Source organism: Duganella sp. FT27W (assembly GCF_009295655.1).
In the GTDB taxonomy this organism is placed as follows: domain Bacteria; phylum Pseudomonadota; class Gammaproteobacteria; order Burkholderiales; family Burkholderiaceae_D; genus Rugamonas; species Rugamonas zoogloeoides.
This window is the reverse complement of record NZ_WHIV01000002.1, coordinates 902,076-918,191: the sequence shown is the minus strand read 5'-3', so window position 1 is coordinate 918,191 and position 16,116 is coordinate 902,076. Positions and strand designations below refer to the sequence as shown.

Annotated in this window: 17 protein-coding genes and 1 pseudogene; 11 read left to right on the top strand and 7 right to left on the bottom strand. The window is 64.0% G+C overall.

What is annotated here, in order from left to right; translation table 11 throughout:
• The first annotated feature begins 36 nt into the window (after nt 1-36).
• The 3 genes from F8197_RS10310 to F8197_RS10300 are packed head-to-tail and all read left to right on the top strand — an operon-like array spanning nt 37 to nt 1,808.
• On the top strand, nt 37-381 hold the full coding sequence (locus F8197_RS10310) for a multidrug efflux SMR transporter (protein ID WP_152881742.1): 345 nt from the start codon (nt 37-39) through the stop codon (nt 379-381).
• A 1-nt stretch (nt 382) separates the two neighbouring features.
• Nucleotides 383-937, top strand: a complete 555-nt coding sequence (locus tag F8197_RS10305) for a TetR/AcrR family transcriptional regulator (RefSeq protein ID WP_152881741.1) — start codon at nt 383-385, stop codon at nt 935-937.
• Between the two features lie 28 nt (nt 938-965).
• Entirely contained in the window at nt 966-1,808 is an 843-nt protein-coding gene (locus F8197_RS10300) for an NmrA family NAD(P)-binding protein (RefSeq protein WP_152881740.1), read from the top strand.
• 54 nt (nt 1,809-1,862) lie between these two features.
• Here F8197_RS10300 and F8197_RS10295 read toward each other — a convergent pair whose 3' ends face one another.
• Nucleotides 1,863-2,654 (bottom strand): PhzF family phenazine biosynthesis protein, encoded by a 792-nt coding sequence (locus tag F8197_RS10295; RefSeq protein WP_152881739.1) that lies wholly within the window; start codon nt 2,652-2,654, stop codon nt 1,863-1,865.
• An 82-nt stretch (nt 2,655-2,736) separates the two neighbouring features.
• Between F8197_RS10295 and F8197_RS10290 the strand changes: the two are divergent.
• A pseudogene (locus F8197_RS10290) lies at nt 2,737-2,826 on the top strand (type II toxin-antitoxin system HicA family toxin); the annotation flags it as partial.
• 26 nt (nt 2,827-2,852) lie between these two features.
• Nucleotides 2,853-3,275, top strand: coding sequence for a type II toxin-antitoxin system HicB family antitoxin (locus F8197_RS10285; protein ID WP_193333391.1), 423 nt, complete (start codon nt 2,853-2,855; stop codon nt 3,273-3,275).
• A gap of 78 nt (nt 3,276-3,353) precedes the next feature.
• On the opposite strand, the gene F8197_RS10280 is transcribed toward F8197_RS10285, so the two are convergent.
• Complete coding sequence (locus F8197_RS10280) at nt 3,354-4,571, bottom strand: YeeE/YedE family protein (protein ID WP_152881737.1); 1,218 nt, start codon at nt 4,569-4,571, stop codon at nt 3,354-3,356.
• Nucleotides 4,572-4,716: 145 nt separating this feature from the next.
• Here F8197_RS10280 and F8197_RS10275 point away from each other — a divergent pair, with 145 nt between their 5' ends.
• Nucleotides 4,717-6,459, top strand: a complete 1,743-nt coding sequence (locus tag F8197_RS10275; protein ID WP_152881736.1) for a PQQ-dependent sugar dehydrogenase — start codon at nt 4,717-4,719, stop codon at nt 6,457-6,459.
• Here the strand turns inward: F8197_RS10275 and F8197_RS10270 are convergent, their stop codons facing one another.
• Entirely contained in the window at nt 6,460-6,900 is a 441-nt protein-coding gene (locus F8197_RS10270) for a PACE efflux transporter (protein WP_152881735.1), read from the bottom strand.
• A gap of 93 nt (nt 6,901-6,993) precedes the next feature.
• On the opposite strand from F8197_RS10270, the gene F8197_RS10265 reads away from it, so the two are divergent.
• The gene (locus F8197_RS10265; RefSeq protein ID WP_152881734.1) at nt 6,994-7,905 is read left to right on the top strand and encodes a LysR family transcriptional regulator; all 912 of its coding nucleotides are present in this window, start codon (nt 6,994-6,996) and stop codon (nt 7,903-7,905) included.
• A 95-nt stretch (nt 7,906-8,000) separates the two neighbouring features.
• Here the strand turns inward: F8197_RS10265 and F8197_RS10260 are convergent, their stop codons facing one another.
• Nucleotides 8,001-9,311 carry a M20/M25/M40 family metallo-hydrolase gene (locus F8197_RS10260; RefSeq protein ID WP_152881733.1) on the bottom strand — a complete coding sequence of 437 codons (1,311 nt, stop codon included), beginning with the start codon at nt 9,309-9,311 and terminating at the stop codon, nt 8,001-8,003.
• A 130-nt stretch (nt 9,312-9,441) separates the two neighbouring features.
• Here F8197_RS10260 and F8197_RS10255 point away from each other — a divergent pair, with 130 nt between their 5' ends.
• Nucleotides 9,442-10,113 carry a thiol:disulfide interchange protein DsbA/DsbL gene (locus F8197_RS10255; RefSeq protein WP_019922950.1) on the top strand — a complete coding sequence of 224 codons (672 nt, stop codon included), beginning with the start codon at nt 9,442-9,444 and terminating at the stop codon, nt 10,111-10,113.
• Nucleotides 10,114-10,169: 56 nt separating this feature from the next.
• Here F8197_RS10255 and F8197_RS10250 read toward each other — a convergent pair whose 3' ends face one another.
• The 3 genes from F8197_RS10250 to F8197_RS10240 all read right to left on the bottom strand — a co-directional run bounded on the left by F8197_RS10250 (nt 10,170) and on the right by F8197_RS10240 (nt 11,658).
• The gene (locus tag F8197_RS10250) at nt 10,170-10,691 is read right to left on the bottom strand and encodes a GNAT family N-acetyltransferase (RefSeq protein WP_193333390.1); all 522 of its coding nucleotides are present in this window, start codon (nt 10,689-10,691) and stop codon (nt 10,170-10,172) included.
• A gap of 24 nt (nt 10,692-10,715) precedes the next feature.
• Nucleotides 10,716-10,898 carry a hypothetical protein gene (locus F8197_RS10245; protein ID WP_152881731.1) on the bottom strand — a complete coding sequence of 61 codons (183 nt, stop codon included), beginning with the start codon at nt 10,896-10,898 and terminating at the stop codon, nt 10,716-10,718.
• A gap of 61 nt (nt 10,899-10,959) precedes the next feature.
• Nucleotides 10,960-11,658 carry a TetR/AcrR family transcriptional regulator gene (locus tag F8197_RS10240; RefSeq protein ID WP_152881730.1) on the bottom strand — a complete coding sequence of 233 codons (699 nt, stop codon included), beginning with the start codon at nt 11,656-11,658 and terminating at the stop codon, nt 10,960-10,962.
• A 131-nt stretch (nt 11,659-11,789) separates the two neighbouring features.
• Between F8197_RS10240 and F8197_RS10235 the strand changes: the two genes are divergently transcribed.
• From F8197_RS10235 to F8197_RS10225, 3 genes are read left to right on the top strand one after another with little or no spacing between them, the layout of a single operon-like run.
• Nucleotides 11,790-12,965, top strand: coding sequence for an HlyD family secretion protein (locus F8197_RS10235; RefSeq protein WP_152881729.1), 1,176 nt, complete (start codon nt 11,790-11,792; stop codon nt 12,963-12,965).
• A gap of 11 nt (nt 12,966-12,976) precedes the next feature.
• Entirely contained in the window at nt 12,977-14,602 is a 1,626-nt protein-coding gene (locus F8197_RS10230; protein ID WP_152881728.1) for a DHA2 family efflux MFS transporter permease subunit, read from the top strand.
• A 24-nt stretch (nt 14,603-14,626) separates the two neighbouring features.
• Nucleotides 14,627-16,081, top strand: a complete 1,455-nt coding sequence (locus tag F8197_RS10225) for an efflux transporter outer membrane subunit (RefSeq protein WP_152881727.1) — start codon at nt 14,627-14,629, stop codon at nt 16,079-16,081.
• Nucleotides 16,082-16,116 lie beyond the last annotated feature (35 nt).

The window sequence follows — 16,116 nt, the reverse complement described above, 5'->3', positions numbered from 1 at the left end:
TTGCACATCTCTTCAAACATGGGGTGCACCGTTCAAATGAATCCTCACTTATGGTCCTGGGCAGCGCTGGGTGGCGCCATCGCTTGCGAGGTGGTTGCCACCGGCTTTTTGAACAAATCGGAGCAGTTCAGCAAATTGGCGCCCACGCTGGTGTCGCTGGGTTTGTACGGCGTATCGTTCTACCTGCTGGCCCAGGCGCTCAGGACGGTGCCGCTCGGTGTCGCTTATGCGGTCTGGGGCGGCCTTGGCATCGTGCTCACGGCCATCGTCAGCATCGTGGTATTCAAGCAGCGGCTCGACTGGATTGCCATGGTCGGCATTGGCTTCATCGTGGTTGGCGTGATCATCGTCAACGCCTTTTCCAAAGCCGGCGGGCACTGAGATGGCGTCTGCGTACGAACGCCGCAAGGACCCCGAGGCGGTACGCCGCGCACTGCTCGATTGCGCCGCGTCGATTGCCGCCAGCGAGGGATTGGGTGCCGTGACGGTGGCGGGCGTGTCGCTGGCTGCCGGCGTGACCAAGGGTGCGCTGTTCCACCATTTCGCCAACAAGCAGGCGCTGGTCAACGCCATGGTCGACGGCTTGATGCAGGAGCTCGATACCGCGCTCGACACCCTGATCGCTGCCGACGCCGTATCACGCGGCAGCTTTACCCGTGCCTATGTCCACGCTGCGCTGACCATGGACGACACCACCACGCGCATCTGGTCGGCGTTGATCGGCGCGCTGAGTACCGAACCCCAGGTGGCCACGCAATGGCATGCCTGGCTGGCGCAGCGCCTGCGCCGCCATGCCGACACCGACGCCGACGAGATCCTCGCCGTCGTCAGGCTGGCAGCGGATGGCGCCTGGTTTACATCGCTGAGCGCCACCGCTGCTGCCGAAGTGCTGGACCTGCCCGCCATCCGGGCGCGCCTGGTCGCCATGACTTATTAACCATCGCATCATCCCCCAGGAGACCACCATGTCCAGCAGTCCCATACTCGTCACCGGCGCTACCGGCAAAACCGGCCGCCGTGTGGCGGCCGTACTCGCGCAGCGCGGCTTTCCGGTGCGCGCCGTCTCGCGCAATTCAACTATCCGGTTGGATTGGGACGATGCGTCTACCTGGCCGGCAGCGCTGCAAGGTGTACGCGCTGTCTATATCGTGCATCCGGGCCTGGGCGGCGACGGCGCAGCCGCCCAGGTGGAGCAATTTGTTCGTGCAGCCGCCGCTGCCGGCGTGGAAAAGGCGGTGCTGGCTTCCACGCCGGACGACGGCAGCGATTTCTCCCGGTCGATGCGGGCGGCAGAATCCCATATCGTCGCTGCCGGGCTACAGTTGACCAGCCTGCGCCTGCGCTGGTTTTTCCAGAATTTCAGCGAGGATTTCCTGCTGCAACCGGTGCTGTCGGGTGAATTACGCCTGCCAGCGGGTGACGGCAAGGAAGCGTTTGTCGATGCCGATGACATTGCCGAGGTGGCGGTGGCCGCATTGACCGATGCCCGCCATAACGGCCGCAGGTACGACCTGACCGGGCCGCGCCTGCTGAGCTTTGCCGACGTGGCGCGGGAAATCACCGACGGCGCAGGACACCCGCTGACCTATGTGCCGGTCGATAGCGACACCTACGTCGCCGAACAGCTTGCGCAACAGGTACCGCAAGAGTGGGCCCGCGCCTTTGCCGCTTTGTACCAGGACATCGCCAGCGGCAAGCTGGCGCAAGTCTCGGCAGATGTCGAAGCGGTGCTCGGCAAACCGGCGCGCGATTTTTCGGGGTTTGTGTCGAACACGGCACGTGGGGGCGCCTGGAAGCAAGCGGTCTGAGGAACGGTAGCGTCCACGCCGAAGGAGATGGGCGCTACCGTTGGAACCAGGCACTCAGCCCGGTTCCACGTTTCCGCCGACGAGCACGTCTGAACCTTCAAGTCGCGTCGTGATCCGGCAGGCGCGTGCCGTTGCCCGGCCCTGGCGCAGCGTGATGCCGTGGCCGAGCATCGCGGTCAGTGCGCCGGCCGCGACCCCGGTGGCGCTGTCTTCCAGCGCCGCGTCCAGATGGTTGAAGTTACGGCCTTCGTAGCTGCCGTCGTCAACCTTGCAGTACGCGTAGATGCCATTGACGCCTGCGGTTTTGCCCCAGGCGGTGATGGCCGGCAGATCGGGCGTCAAGCCATACAGCGTGGTTGCATCCGCCACCTCGACCAGCAGCTTTGGACTGCCGACAGAAAATACACGTGCCGGCGCCAGCGGCATCAAACCCGGCGCGGCCAGCAGGCGCCCGATGAGGTCAGGCGCCAGGTTCGGCTGTGATGCATCCTGCCGTTGAAGGCGAACCAATACCTGGCCATCGGCACCAGAAACCAGCCCGAGCCGCTGGCCATGCACGGCAGTCTTCACCGTGAGTTCGCGATTGCCGCCATGCTGCATGAACAGGCGCTGGCCGACGGCCAGGGTCGCGTGCAGACATAGCGGACTGCGCGCGTGCGGATAAAAATAATCAACGCTTGCCACCACGTCCGCCTCATCGGGCGGATCGATCCAGACGCAGGTGATATTGCGCTCGCGCGCAAAGTCCTGGCGCGCTTCGCGGGGCGAGAAGTCGCCCTCGATGACCAGCGCCGGATTGCCATCGCCTGGCGACTCACCGAAGCATTTGAATCTGTGAACTTGCATGTGCTTCCTCTTTCAATTGTGATGTTGGTATGCTTGTATGCCAATGTGGGGGAGTGCACGGGTATCTGCAAGCTGAGCCACAAAGCCCGGTTTGTTCACTGTGCCGCATCCCAAGAAAGACCTTCCTGTCGGAACTTGGAAAAGCGTGCTCAAAGATGCCGGACTTAAGTAATGCGTTATTGGAAAACGGAGCAGCCGATGGATATTCCCGTGGTGATTTTCAAGGATGAAGGCAGCGTGTACGGGGTGAACGTGCCTGACATCAAAGGTGTGCACTCGTGGGGCGACACGGTCGAGGAGGCACTCAAAAATGTCAAGGAAGCGATCACCAGTCATATCGAAACCCTGTTGGAACTCGGCGAGGCGGTAGAGATCAGCCAGAGCAAGATCGGCGATTTGCAAAACGATCCCCAGCATGCTGGCGGAATCTGGGCGCTGGTGGCACTCGATCTCGACAAGCTCGATACCAAACCCGAACGCATCAACATCAGTCTGCCGCGGTTTGTTGTGGGCAAGATAGACCGTTATGCGGCGTCCCGCCATGAAACCCGCAGCGGCCTGTTGGCGCGCGCCGTGCTGCAACTGATCGACACCGAATCAAAAGCACCTGAACGTTCTTGATGATTGCGATAATCCCGCTCGCTCACCGTCTGAGCGGCATTTTCATTGACGGCGCATCGCCAACCCAATTTTTTAATATCAGCAAGCCGTCGGCTTCACCCGCTCCACCTCCAACCCGAACCACGGCCGGAGCCTGGTGCCGAATACATTGCCGATGAACGCCGCCACCAGCCACAGCCAGCCGTGCAGGCTGCCTGAGACGATGCCGCTGAAGTACGCGCCGATGTTGCAGCCATAGGCCAGGCGGGCGCCGTAGCCGAGCAGCAGGCCACCCACGATTGCCGCCACCAGCGAGCGTAATGGCACGCGCCACACCGGCGCGTAGCGCCCGGCCAGCGCGGCGGCGAGCATGGCGCCAAAGACGATGCCGATGTCCATCACCGACGTGACGTCCTCGATCACCGGCGCATTGAGCGTGGCGGCGTTGGCCGGCGCCGACCAGTACGTCCAGCTGGCGACGTCGATGCCGGCCAGCGTGGCGGCCTTGGCGCCCCACAGGGCAAACGCAGACGTCACGCCCCACGGGCGGCCGGCCAGTGCCAGCGTGGCGAAATTGAGGAGGACGAGCGCGATGCCGCCCGCGACCAGCGGCCACGGGCCGTGCAGCCAGCGCGCCGTGTGGCCTGGTTGCACGTGGGCGGCGACCAGCTTGCCGTGGCGGCGCTTTTCCACCACGACGGTCACTGCGAAGATCAATCCGAACACCAGCCAATTGAGCGCCAGCGCCGGCGCCACGCCCAGCGACTTAACCAGGGAGATCGGCGCCAGTTGCGGCAGCGATGTCCAGAACGGCATGTGGGCCGTGCCGATCAGCGAGCCGCCGATGAACGCCACCAGCGTGACGATCATGCGGGTGCTGCCGCCGCCCACCGTGTACAGCGTGCCGGAAGCGCAGCCGCCGCCGAGTTGCATGCCGATGCCGAAAATGAAAGCGCCGACCACCACCGACGTGCCGGCAGGCGCCACCAGGCCCTTGACCGGCGCGCCGAACAGAGAGCCGGCCGCCAGCACCGGGAAGAACAGCGCCACGCCCACGGCCAGCATCACCATCTGCGCGCGCAGTCCTTCGCCGCGGCCATCCGCGATAAAGACGCGCCACGCCGACGTGAAGCCGAACGCCGCGTGATACAGCGTGACACCGAGCAGCGCACCGACCACGTACAGCGCGGCCTGGCGCGGGCTGACGGCCTGGCCCAAATACCACGCGCCAATCACGACGATGGCGAGCGCGCTCCACAGGGCGCCGGGGTTGATGTTGGATGGTGGGCGCATGGGCGCGGTGATCGTGGTGGACATGGTGATGGGGTAAAAAATAAACAAGTTGGCATTCTCCGCCTTTTTGCTGCGAAGCGGCGCAATCATATTTCTGATTAAAGCCGCGCGGCGGTAGGCGAGGGCGGTGAAGTATGAAAGCATGGCTGTCCGACCAATGAGGTTAGCCATGCACCAAGCCACCCCGATCCGACTCCTGCCCTTGCTCTTCGGCCTGACACTGGCCGCCATACAATCCACCCAAGCTGCCCCCCTCGATGGCAAGCGCATCTTCCAGAACAACTGCGCGATGTGCCATTCCGCGTCGCCCGATATGGTCACGCTGGCCGGGCCGCCGCTGTTCAATGTCGTGGGGCGCAAGGTCGCCGGCGTGGTGGGCTTTGCGTACTCCGATGCCTTGAGCGCGCTGGGTGCAAAGAACAAGCGCTGGACCGTGCAGGAACTGTCGCTGTTCCTGAAAGACCCCAGCGCCTATGCGCCCGGCACCTCGATGCCGATTGCGGTCGCCCAGCCGGCCGAACGCGCGGCGCTTGCTGCCTACCTGGCCACCGCCAAGGGCAAGGCTGCCATGCCGGCTGCATCGCAAGCCTCCGCCGCCAGCGCCAACGACAGTACCGCCACCAGGACCAACGCCAATGCTGGCAACGCCAGCAAGGAAGAACACTGGAGCGACGACCAGCCGGGCCGCATCCACGCAGTGCTCATGGCCGACCTGCCACCGCCGTTTGCCAGTGCCAGCGCCGGCAACAACCCGAAGACCGTGCCGCGCCCGCAAGGCGTGCTGCCATCGGTGCCGGCCAACTTCGCCGTCAACCTGTGGGCGACGGATCCGGATCGCGGCCGCGTGATGGCCAAGGCGCCCAATGGCGACATCTTCATCTCCTCGACCACCAAGCGCCTGATCAAGGTGTTCAGGTCCAGCACCGGCGCCACCGCCGACAAGATCAGTGTGTTCGCCGACAAGCTCGATCGGCCGTTCGGCTTCGCCTTCTGGCCGGCGGGACCGAACCCGCAGTACCTGTACGTGGCCAACGTCAATTCCATCATCCGCTTCCCCTATAAAAACGGCGACCTGGTGGCCGGCGCACCGGCCGAAGTGGTGGTGCCCACCCTGACGGCGGAGACGGGCAGCCATTCCTCGCGTACGCTGGTGTTTTCCAAAGATGGCAAGACCATGTATTTGTCGATCGGCTCCGCGTCCAACGTGGCCGAGGGCATCGGCGCCACGCCGCCGGAACCGCTGAAGCAGTGGGAAGCAAAACACGGTCTCGGCGCGGCCTGGGGTTCGGAACTGGACCGCGCAGTGGTGCTGGCGTTCGACCCCGATGGCAAGAACAAACGCACCTTCGCCACCGGCCTGCGCAACTGCGTGGGCATGTATCTGTATCCGCGCACGGGCGATTTGCTGTGCAGTGTGAACGAGCGCGATATGCTCGGCGATAACCTGCCACCCGACTATCTCACGCGCGTCAAGGGCGGCGCGCACTATGGCTGGCCGTGGCACTACATCGGCGCCAACGAGGAGCCGCGTTTGCAGGGCCAGCGTCCCGACCTCAAAGACAAGGTTACTGCGCCGGACCTGCTGCTGACGGCCCACTCGGCGCCGCTGGGCATGATCATGTACGACGCACCCGCCGCCGCCAAAGCGGCCTTCCCGAAAGAGTATCTTGGCGATGTCTTCCTGGCGCTGCACGGCTCCTGGAACCGCGCCACGCGCACTGGCTCGAAAGTGGTGCGGGTGTTCATGAAAGACGGTGTGCCGACCGGGAAGTACCAGGACTTCATGACTGGTTTTGTCGTCAGCGACAAGGAAGTGTGGGGCCGGCCGTCGTCGGTGGTGGTGCAGGACGACGGCTCGCTGCTGGTCGATGACGATGTCACCGGAGAGATCTGGCGGGTGGCCCCGAAATAATCAGGCCGCCTGCGGCTGCCCGCCCTGCGCCGAGGCGGGCAGGCCGAAGATGCGGTCGAACGCAAGGCTGAACAGGAAGGTGTACACCAGGAAGAACACCACGATCCACAGGTCGACGATGAACGCCTCCCACAGCGAGATCTCGAGCCACCACGCGAACAGCGGCACCAGGAACGCCACCAGGCCGCCTTCGAAGCCGATGGCGTGGGCGATGCGCCGCGCCACGCTGCGGCCCTTGGTGGTCTGGCGTGCTTCCCACGCCTCGAACATGGAATTGAAAATGAAATTCCAGACCACGGCCACGGTGGACGACGCCACGGCCGCCACGCTGGCATGGGCGCTGCTGCTGCCAGCCAGCAGCATCAGCGTGGTGGTGGTCAACCCCACCGCAAACAGTTCGAACAGCGATACATAGACAATCTTGCGCTTCAATCCTTGCATGATAGATTCCTTCAAACATCAATCGAGCGATGATAGTTGAAGTGATCTGATAGTAAAAGTCGACAGCTATCAGTTTTTGTGACAGCATAGTGAATGGCCTTTTCCAGCGACAACGTCGATCTGTTCCTTGCCGTGATCGACCACGGTTCTTTTTCCGCCGCCGCCCGCGCGCTTGGCCGGGTGCCGTCGGCCGTCAGCATGGCGATTGCCAACCTTGAGGCCGAGCTGGACCTGCAACTGTTCGAGCGCAACTCGCGCGCCGTGATCCCCACCGACATGGCCCGCGCGCTGGAAGCGGAGGCGCGCCACATGGCCGGCCAGATGCGCCGCCTGCAGGCCCACGCCTTGTCGCTGCACCAGGGGCTCGAGCGCCGGCTGACGCTGGCGGTGTCGCCCGAGCTGCTGTCGGCCGCGTGGGGCGAGCCGCTGGCGCGCCTGGCCGACGAATTTCCGTCGCTGGAAGTTGATGTACTGTCGGCGCCGCAGGCCGATGCCCGGCGCATGCTGCACGACGGTACTGCGCAGCTGGCGCTGCTCTACGACCGGCCGCAGGTCGATGAACGCGAAAGCTTCCAGGAACTGGGCAGCGAGGTGCTGGTCGCCGTGCTCTCGCCGCAGCATCAGGCAGCGCGCGAGCGCAACGGCCATTTCCGGCTCGAAGACCTGGTCGATATCCGGCAAGTGGCCATCGTCAGCCGCGCCGCCCATCAGGAGGACAAGCGCGTGCTGGTGTCGCGCAAGCTGTGGCGCACCGACAGCCACCAGGCCACGCTGGAGCTGGTGCAGGCGGGCATCGGCTGGGCATTCCTGCCCCGGCGCCTGGTGGCGCCGCTGCTGGCCGATGGCGAGCTGCTGGTGATCGATTTCGCCAGCATGAGCAACCAGCTGCGGCTGTGGGTGGACGTGGTGTGGGTGAACGACCGCCCGCTGGGCCTGGGCGCCAAGCGGTTGATCGCGTTGATGAAGGATATCGGCGGGTTGGAGGCCCGCCCCGGCCATGTATAGAGCGCCTGAAAGGCCTTCATGGCTGCATGCAGCGCCTCGCCTTGCGGCGGTAATGTCTTCTTCGCTGCGCCTTGTTCTGAAGGTTTGCAGACGCTCTAGCGAGTGAGCCGATAGATTAGCAAAGCACTGCGGATGGTAGCGCGTTCGAGCGAGGCGATTTCCAGGTCTTCGTCCGGCGAGTGGGCGCCGTTGCCGGCCACGCCCAGGCCATCGAGGCTGTCCACCAGCGAGGCCACGAACTGGATGTCGCCGGCGCCGCGCTGGCCCGGGGGCAGGGCGGGGATCGTGCCCAGGCCGGCGTCGCTGCTCGCCTGCGAATATACTTTTAACACCGCCAGGTTGCCGGGCGTGGGCGCCATCGGCGGATAGGCGTCGTGGAAGCTGATGCTGGCGCTGGTGCCGGGCAGGTTCTGCGCGACGATGGCGCGCATCTTGGCGTGGGCCCGGTCGCGCTGTTCGTAGGTGAGATAACGCAGGTCGCCGTGCACCAGCGCGGTCCTGGCGATCACGTTGGTTTTGCCGGCGGCCTGGCCTTTCGTGCCTGTCTCATCGACGCCAGCATCGGTGCCGCCGAGTATCAGTCCCGCGCTGAACGTGAGATCGGGTTCAATCACCTGCTGGAGGAAGCCATCGAGGATGCGCGCCGTTTCGTACACGGCGCCATAACCCGCCTTGTCGGTGAAGATGGTGCTCGAGTGGCCCTGCTTGCCCTTGACTTCCAGCTCCCACGACGACGCCGAACGGCGGCCGATGGTGCCGGTGTCCTGGCCCTCCTGGTTGCGCATGGTGCCTTCGAAGGAGAGCGCGATGTCGCTGCGTTTGGCGGCGGCCACCATGTCGGCGCGCGACGTGGCGATCGGTTCGCCGGCGCTTTCTTCGTCGCCGGTGAACATCACGGTGATGGTGGTGTTATCGAGTGCACCGGCGCTTTTCAGTGCGCGCAGCGCTTCGAGGATGACCACGTCGCCGCCCTTCATGTCATTGACGCCCTGGCCGCGCACGCGGTCGCCGTTGCGCTGCCACAGCTGCACCGGGCTGTCTTTTTCGAACACGGTATCGAGGTGGCCGAGCAGCAGCAAGCGTTTGCCCTGCTTGCCCTCGCGCGTGCCCACCAGGTGGCCGGCGCGGCGCATGGCTGGCGGCAGGTCGATCCAGCGCGTGGCAAAGCCCAGCTGGTCGAGTTCACTGCGATACAGCTTGCCCACTTCGCGCACACCTTCGATGTTCATGGTGCCACTGTTGATGTTGACCGATTGCTCCAGCAGTTGCAGCGCCTGCGGTGAACGGGCCTTGATGGCGGCGACGATGTTCTGCTCGACGGGGGACAGGTCGGCGGCGTGGGCGCAAGACATGGTCATGGCCAGGGCCAGGACCAGCGAGGCGGGCGACAACAGCGGTATTTTCATGGGGGATCCGGAGGCAGATGTGTAAGCAATTGTAGCGTAGTGTCAATTGCGGCCGTAGCGCCGCCACCGCGCGCCGGAAGCTGTTATATTCGCAGTGCAGATTTTTTGCAGATTTTTTTAAAGGATAACCATGCTCCGTCGTACGTTCCTGACCGCCGCTGTCACTGCCGCTGTTGCCGCCATGTTTGCCGGTACCGCTTTTGCCACGCCCACCGCACCGAAGAGCGGCGCCGAGTACACCACGCTGAAAACGCCGCAGCCGGTCCAGGCCGAGGGCAAGAAGGTCGAAGTGATCGAGTTCTTCATGTACCACTGCCCGGCGTGCTACGCGCTGGAGCCGGCCATGCTGGACTGGGTCAAGAAGCAGGGCGACAACATCAGCTTCCGCCGCATCCATTTGCCGCTGACCGGTGAAAAAGATCCGGAAACCCATCTGTTCCTCACGCTCGAAGCGATGAAGCTCGAGTCGCAGCTGCACGCCAAGGTGCTGCAGACCTGGCACGTGGAACGCAAGCGCCTGCAAAGCGACGACGCCAACATCGAGTGGGCCGTCAAGAACGGCATCGACAAGGAAAAATTCCTGGCCGTGTACAACTCGTTTGCGATCAACAACCGCCTGAAAAACGCCGGCCGCGTGGCATCGTCGTATGAAGTCAACAGCACGCCGACCATCATCGTCAATGGCCGCTACCTGACCAACCCGTCGATGGTGGACGCCGCCAACCCCGGCATCCCGCGCCAGCAGCTGACCGCCGCCACGCTGCAAGTGCTCGACGCGCTGGTCGCGCAATCGCGCAAGTAATTCTCTGGCAGGCCAGTATGAGGAAGCCGCCCGGTGCAAGCCGGGCGGCTTTTTGTTTATGGAGCAGGGGGCGCCAGCGCACAGCGGTAAGCGTACGCCCACCGCTGTTGTTCGCCGCAGATTTCCGGCAGCGGCGCCAGGTCCAGGCGCATGAAACCGTGCTTTTCCACGATACGGCGCGAGCCGGGGTTGTCGTCGGTGATCCATGCGTCGATAGTGCGTAGCTGGTAGTCGTTGCGGGCGGCATCGAGCAGGTGGCGTAGCGCCAGGCTGCCCAGGCCACGGCCGCCGGCGTCATGGGCGATGCGGTAGCCGACTTCGCCGGTACCCGCCGCTCGGTCGATATGGCGCAGGTTGGCGCGGCCCACGATGACGCCGCCGACGTCCACCAGCACGCAGGGCAGCATGGCGCCTTGGTCGTGCAAGCCGAGATATTCGGTGATGTGGGTGGTGATGCCCTGATGGGAATAGAACGAGGGCGCGCGGGCCGCCACATGCTGTTCGAACCACGTGCGGTTGGCGAGCTCGAACGCCAGTAATGCTGGCGCGTCGGCTGCTTGCAGCGTGCGGATGATCATGTGGCCGGCCATCGCGCGGATGGCTTAGTTGACCGTGAAGCGCGCCGGAATTTCGATGCCGCCGTTGCGGGCCGCTTCGGCGTAGGCTTTCATTTCTTCGATGACGGCGTCCAGCTGTTCTTGCCCCGGATTGGCCTGGAAGCTCTTGATGCGCTCGTTCATGAGCGTTACTTGTCGGCTCCAGTCCAGTCTATTTGTTTTGCTCATATGCACTCCTTGTAAAGGATTAGTATAGATCAAATGGCAAAGTTGTACAGACCTTTGGTGTCTAAAGAACCACGCTGCGCAGGAACAGGTCGAGGCCCTGGGCTGCCTGGCGCCGGATTTCAGCATGGGAAGGTTGATGGTCCGGTGGAAACAGCATGCGGCTCATGGTGTCGCCCATCAGGCAGTTGACAAAATGGACCGGAAGAAATTCGTGGGGCAGGTCGGTGCGCAGCCTTGGCTTGATGTCGTCGCGGGCGAAAAACTTGCCCAGTTGCTCGCGCGATTTGCGCGGGCCGGCATCGTAAAAGGTTTCGGCCAGCTCGGGCGTGGTGCGCGCCTCGGCCACCACCATGCGGTGCAGGTTGACGAATGCCGGCTGCGACACCAGTTCCAGGAAGCGCAGCGCGTAGTCGCCGAGGATCGCTTCCATCGGGCGCGTGTCGGTTTCCAGGCTGGTCATGTCGGAGAAAAACCTGGCGCGGCCCCGGGTGATGGCTGCGCTCAGCAGGCCGGCCTTGCCGCCGAATTTCACATAGATGGTGCGCACGGCAACATGGGCTTCACGGGCAATCATTTCCAGGCTGACCTTGCTATAACCCTTTTCCATGAACAGTTGGGCAGCAGTGTGCACCAGCGCCTGTTCGCGCGCTTCCTTGTCGGCTGCGCGCGGCCGGCCGGCCGATTTGCCGAAACAAGGTTCGTGCGGCGCGGCGTCCGGACAGTCGAGTTCTTCCTCGGTTGAAATGTTGTCTTTTTTCATGGTGATCGATGATAGCGAATGGCGCCATGCTAGTCCAAAATAAAATGAAATGCAATCGTTTCATTTCTTGACTTCCAATTGAAATCATCCAATAATGCGCTCATCCCCTTTCATTATTTTCGGAGCAGTGCATGTCCAGCCCACAACAGCAAGAACAAAAAGGTCCAAGCGCGGTACCACCCCAGGCAGCCCAGCCGAGCCAGGATGCTCCGGCGCCTCCGGCCAAATCGAACCGCAAAGTGCTGGTCATTGCCGGCATCATCGCGCTGGTCGCCATCGGCGCAGGCGGCCGCATGTGGTACCGCAGCCATAACTTCGTCGAGACCGAGAATGCCTACGTGGCTGGCCACGTGCACCCGGTGTCGGCGCGCATTTCCGGCGTGGTGACCAAGGTCCTGATCGACGACAACCAGGTCGTGCGCGCCGGCGACGTGATCGCCGAACTCGATCCGTTCGACCAGGGCGTGAAGGTCGAGCAGATCCAGGCGCAGATCGCCAGCGCCGAGCAGCAGGTGCTGCAGGCCGACGCCCAGATCATGCAAGTGAAAGCGCAAGCCAGTTCGGCCACCGCGCAAGTGGCGCAGTCGCAGGCGCAGCTGCTGCGCGCCAAGCAGGACGCCGACCGTTTCGGCCAGCTGTATAACGAGCAGATGAAAGCCGTCTCCAAGGCGGAACTCGACGCTGCCGTTGCAGGCCGCGCCAGCGCCACCGCCGACCTGGCCGCGCGCAGGGATAACGCTGCCGCCGCCCGCGCGCAAATCACTGCCGCCGAATCGGCGCGCGACGTGCTCAAGGCGCAGGTATCGGTGCTGCGCGTGCAACTGAAGGACGCCCAGCAGCAGCTGGCCTACAACCACATTCTGGCGCCGGTCGCGGGTCGCATCGGCAAGCGTTCGATCGAAGTGGGCCAGCGCGTGCAGCCGGGCCAGCAACTGACCGCCATCGTGCAGGACAACGTGTGGCTGACCGCCAACTTCAAGGAAACCCAGCTGGCCGAGATGCATGCGGGCCAGGAAGTCAAAGTCACCATCGACGCCATGCCGGGCAAGGAATTGATCGGCACCGTGGAGAGCTTCGCGCCAGCGTCGGGCGCGCAGTTCGCGCTGCTGCCGGCCGATAACGCCACCGGCAACTTCACCAAGATCGTCCAGCGTGTGCCGGTCAAGATCGTGTTCAAGCCCGAAGACGTGAAGGCCCTCAATGGCCGCCTGGTGCCGGGCATGTCGGCGATCGCCGAAGTGGCGATCCACCAGGACGAGAAAAAGTCCGAGCGTAAGGTCGCTGCCGCACCTGCCACGGTCCAGTAAGGAACGACATCATGGCCAGTTCCACATTCGATCCGCCGGCTTCCACGGCGGCGGGGAAGGCTGCACCCGCCGCTCCGCCGGCGCCGAGCGAAAAAGTCACGGCCCGCACCTGGATCGCGATTGCCGCCGGCATGCTGGGCGCCTTCATGGCGGTGCTCGACATCCAGATCACCAACTCGTCGTTGAAGGACATCCTCGGTTCACTGTCGGCCACCCAGGAAGAGGGCTCGTGGATCGCCACCGCCTACCTGGTGGCGGAGATCGTCGTCATTCCGATGACCGGCTTGTTTACGCGGGTGTTCGGCACGCGTAACTACATGATCGGCACCACCGCGCTGTTCCTGCTGTTCTCGACCCTGTGCGGCTTCGCCTGGAACCTCGAGAGCATGATCATCTTCCGCATGATGCAGGGCTTCACGGGCGGCGCCCTGATCCCGATGGCGTTCACGCTGGTGATGACGCAACTGCCACCATCGAAGCGCGCCACCGGCATGGCCATCTTCGGCTTGACCGCCACGCTGGCGCCGTCGATGGGCCCCACGCTCGGTGGCTACCTCAGCGAGCTGTATGGCTGGCCGTCGATCTTCTACCTGAACTGGGTGCCGGGTTTGCTGCTGATCGGCGGTATCGCCTATGGCCTGCAGAAGGAAAAATTCCAGCCGTCGCTGCTGTCGGGCGCCGACTGGAGCGGCATCTTTTTCATGGCCGTGGGCCTGGGCAGCCTCACCATCTTCCTCGAAGAAGGCAACAGCAAGGACTGGTTCGATTCGTCGTTCATCATCACCTTTGCCGCGCTGGCGATCTTTGGTTTGCTGGGCTGGGTGGTCAACAGCGCATTGAAGAAGCAGCCGTTCGTCAACCTGGCCTTGTACGGCCAGCGCAACTTCGCTGCTGCTACCGCGCTGTCGATGGCGATGGGCATGGGCTTGTACGGTTCGTCGTTCCTGCTGCCGCTGTACCTGGGACAGATTCCCGGCTACTCGCCGATGCAGATCGGTGAAGTGATCATGTGGTCCGGTTTGCCGCAGCTGTTCATCATGCCGTTCGTGGCCAAGCTGTCGTCCAAGGTCGATAACCGCATCCTGTGCACGTTTGGTTTGCTGCTGTTTGGCGGCTCGTGCCTGATGAATTCCTATATGGACGCCACTACCGGCTACGACCAGCTGCTGCTGTCGCAGATCGTGCGCGCGCTGGGCCAGCCGTTCGTGATGCTCACGCTGTCGAACTTTGCCATGAACGGCATCCAGCCCAGGGACATGCCATCGGCGTCGTCGCTGATCAACATGACCCGCAACCTGGGCGGTTCGATCGGTATCGCGCTGCTGGCGACCGCGTTGACGTCGCGCGAGCATTTCCACTCGCAGCGCATCGGCGAATCGGTCACCGGCTTTGCGGCCGCCACGCAGGAGCGCCTGTCGGTGCTGACGCAATCGTTCATTGGCCAAGGCTTCGACTCGACCACGGCGTCCAACATGGCGCTCAAAGCGATCGACGGCATTGTGCGGCGCGAGTCGTTCGTGATGGCCTACAACGACGGCTTCTTCCTGGTCGCCATGGTGCTGTTTGCCTGCATCGGCGTGCTGTGGTTCTCGGACAAGGTCAAAGCCCCTTCGGGTGGCGGTGGCGGCGGGCACTAATCTAAAATTTTGTGAGGTAACACCATGTTCCATTCAGCTTTGCAGCGCATCGCGCTCGCTGTTTCCATTACCGCAGCGCTCTCCGGCTGCGCCACTGTCGGCACCGACTTCGGCACGCCTGAAAACGTCAAGGACGCGTCGTTCCGCCACCTGCCGCAAGCCGGCAGCACTGCTGCGCACTTGCCGGCGCAATGGTGGACCGTGTTCAACGATCCGATCCTCAACCGCCTGGAAGAGACCGCGCTGCGCGATAACCCGAGCGTGAAGGCGGCGGGGCAACGCCTGGTGCAGGCGCAGGAGCAGGCCGGCCTGTCGCGCGCCAACCAGCTTCCTTCGGTGGGTGTGAGCGCCTCGGTGTCGAACTCGCGCACGTCGGCCGAAACCTCGCAGGGTATCGCGCTTGGTGGCCGTTCGATCAAGGGTAACAACTACGCGGTCGGCGCCAATTTCTCGTATGAGCTCGACCTGCTGGGCCGCGTGCGCCGCCTGGTAGAAGCGTCCGACGCGCAGGCGCTGGCTGCCGAAGCGGACCGCGACGGCGTGCTGCTGATGCTGTCGTCGCAACTGGCCACGGCCTACTGGCAACTGCGCGGGCTGGACGCCGAAATGGCGATCCTCAACGGCGCGCTCGATACCCGCCGCGAAAGCGAACAACTGGTCACCGCGCGTTTCGACGCCGGCCTGTCGAATGAACTCGACGTCTCGCGCGCCCGCATCGAACTGGCCAACGCCAAGGCGGACCTGCACGAAGTGCAGCGCCAGCGCAATCTGGTCGAGCACCAGCTGGCCACGCTGGTGGGCGCTTCGCCTTCGGCGATGCTCACTGCCGCTACTGCCACCCCTGCGGTGCTGCCAGCGCCACCGGCGATTCCCGTCGGCTTGCCGGCCAGCCTGCTGGCGCAGCGTCCCGACCTGGCCGGCAGCGTTGCCAGCCTGCGCGCGGCCAATGCGCAGATCGGCGTGGCCGAAGGCGCCTTCTATCCGTCGGTGTCGCTGACCGGTAACTTCGGTTACGCGTCGGAAGCGCTGCGCAACATCGGCGAGAGCGGTGCGCGCCAGTTCAGCGTGGGACCGCTGGCGCTGTCGCTGCCGATTTTCGACGGTGGCCGCAACAAGGCCAACCTGGCGATTGCCAAGTCGCGCTACGACGAAGCGGTGGCCAACCACGAAACCAAACTGCTGACGGCGCTGCGCGAAGTGGAAGACGCGCTGTCGGACGTGCAGGAACGCCAGTTGCAGGGCGAAGCGCAATCGGCCTCGCGCACGGCAGCCGCGCGCGGTTACCTGGTGGCGCGGGCGCGCTACGAGCGTGGCGTCTCGACGTACCTCGACGTGACCGATGCCCAGCGCAGCGCGCTGGCGGCCGATCGCGCGGCAGTGCAGATCAATACCCAGCGTCTGCTTGCTACCGTGGCCGTGGCGCGGTCGCTCGGCGCCGGCTGGCAGCCTTCGGCGCAGTTGGCTGCTGTGGCGAAGTAAGCGCTGGATTACAATACGAACCTCACCCCACCCGA

Bases quoted from the DNA above. Each gene is read 5' to 3' on its own strand.
- F8197_RS10310 (WP_152881742.1), top strand. From the start codon at position 37: ATGAATCCTCACTTATGGTCCTGGGCAGCGCTGGGTGGCGCCATCGCT.
- F8197_RS10305 (WP_152881741.1), top strand. From the start codon at position 383: ATGGCGTCTGCGTACGAACGCCGCAAGGACCCCGAGGCGGTACGCCGC.
- F8197_RS10300 (WP_152881740.1), top strand. From the start codon at position 966: ATGTCCAGCAGTCCCATACTCGTCACCGGCGCTACCGGCAAAACCGGC.
- F8197_RS10295 (WP_152881739.1), bottom strand. From the start codon at position 2,654: ATGCAAGTTCACAGATTCAAATGCTTCGGTGAGTCGCCAGGCGATGGC.
- F8197_RS10285 (WP_193333391.1), top strand. From the start codon at position 2,853: ATGGATATTCCCGTGGTGATTTTCAAGGATGAAGGCAGCGTGTACGGG.
- F8197_RS10280 (WP_152881737.1), bottom strand. From the start codon at position 4,571: ATGTCCACCACGATCACCGCGCCCATGCGCCCACCATCCAACATCAAC.
- F8197_RS10275 (WP_152881736.1), top strand. From the start codon at position 4,717: ATGCACCAAGCCACCCCGATCCGACTCCTGCCCTTGCTCTTCGGCCTG.
- F8197_RS10270 (WP_152881735.1), bottom strand. From the start codon at position 6,900: ATGCAAGGATTGAAGCGCAAGATTGTCTATGTATCGCTGTTCGAACTG.
- F8197_RS10265 (WP_152881734.1), top strand. From the start codon at position 6,994: ATGGCCTTTTCCAGCGACAACGTCGATCTGTTCCTTGCCGTGATCGAC.
- F8197_RS10260 (WP_152881733.1), bottom strand. From the start codon at position 9,311: ATGAAAATACCGCTGTTGTCGCCCGCCTCGCTGGTCCTGGCCCTGGCC.
- F8197_RS10255 (WP_019922950.1), top strand. From the start codon at position 9,442: ATGCTCCGTCGTACGTTCCTGACCGCCGCTGTCACTGCCGCTGTTGCC.
- F8197_RS10250 (WP_193333390.1), bottom strand. From the start codon at position 10,691: ATGATCATCCGCACGCTGCAAGCAGCCGACGCGCCAGCATTACTGGCG.
- F8197_RS10245 (WP_152881731.1), bottom strand. From the start codon at position 10,898: ATGAGCAAAACAAATAGACTGGACTGGAGCCGACAAGTAACGCTCATG.
- F8197_RS10240 (WP_152881730.1), bottom strand. From the start codon at position 11,658: ATGAAAAAAGACAACATTTCAACCGAGGAAGAACTCGACTGTCCGGAC.
- F8197_RS10235 (WP_152881729.1), top strand. From the start codon at position 11,790: ATGTCCAGCCCACAACAGCAAGAACAAAAAGGTCCAAGCGCGGTACCA.
- F8197_RS10230 (WP_152881728.1), top strand. From the start codon at position 12,977: ATGGCCAGTTCCACATTCGATCCGCCGGCTTCCACGGCGGCGGGGAAG.
- F8197_RS10225 (WP_152881727.1), top strand. From the start codon at position 14,627: ATGTTCCATTCAGCTTTGCAGCGCATCGCGCTCGCTGTTTCCATTACC.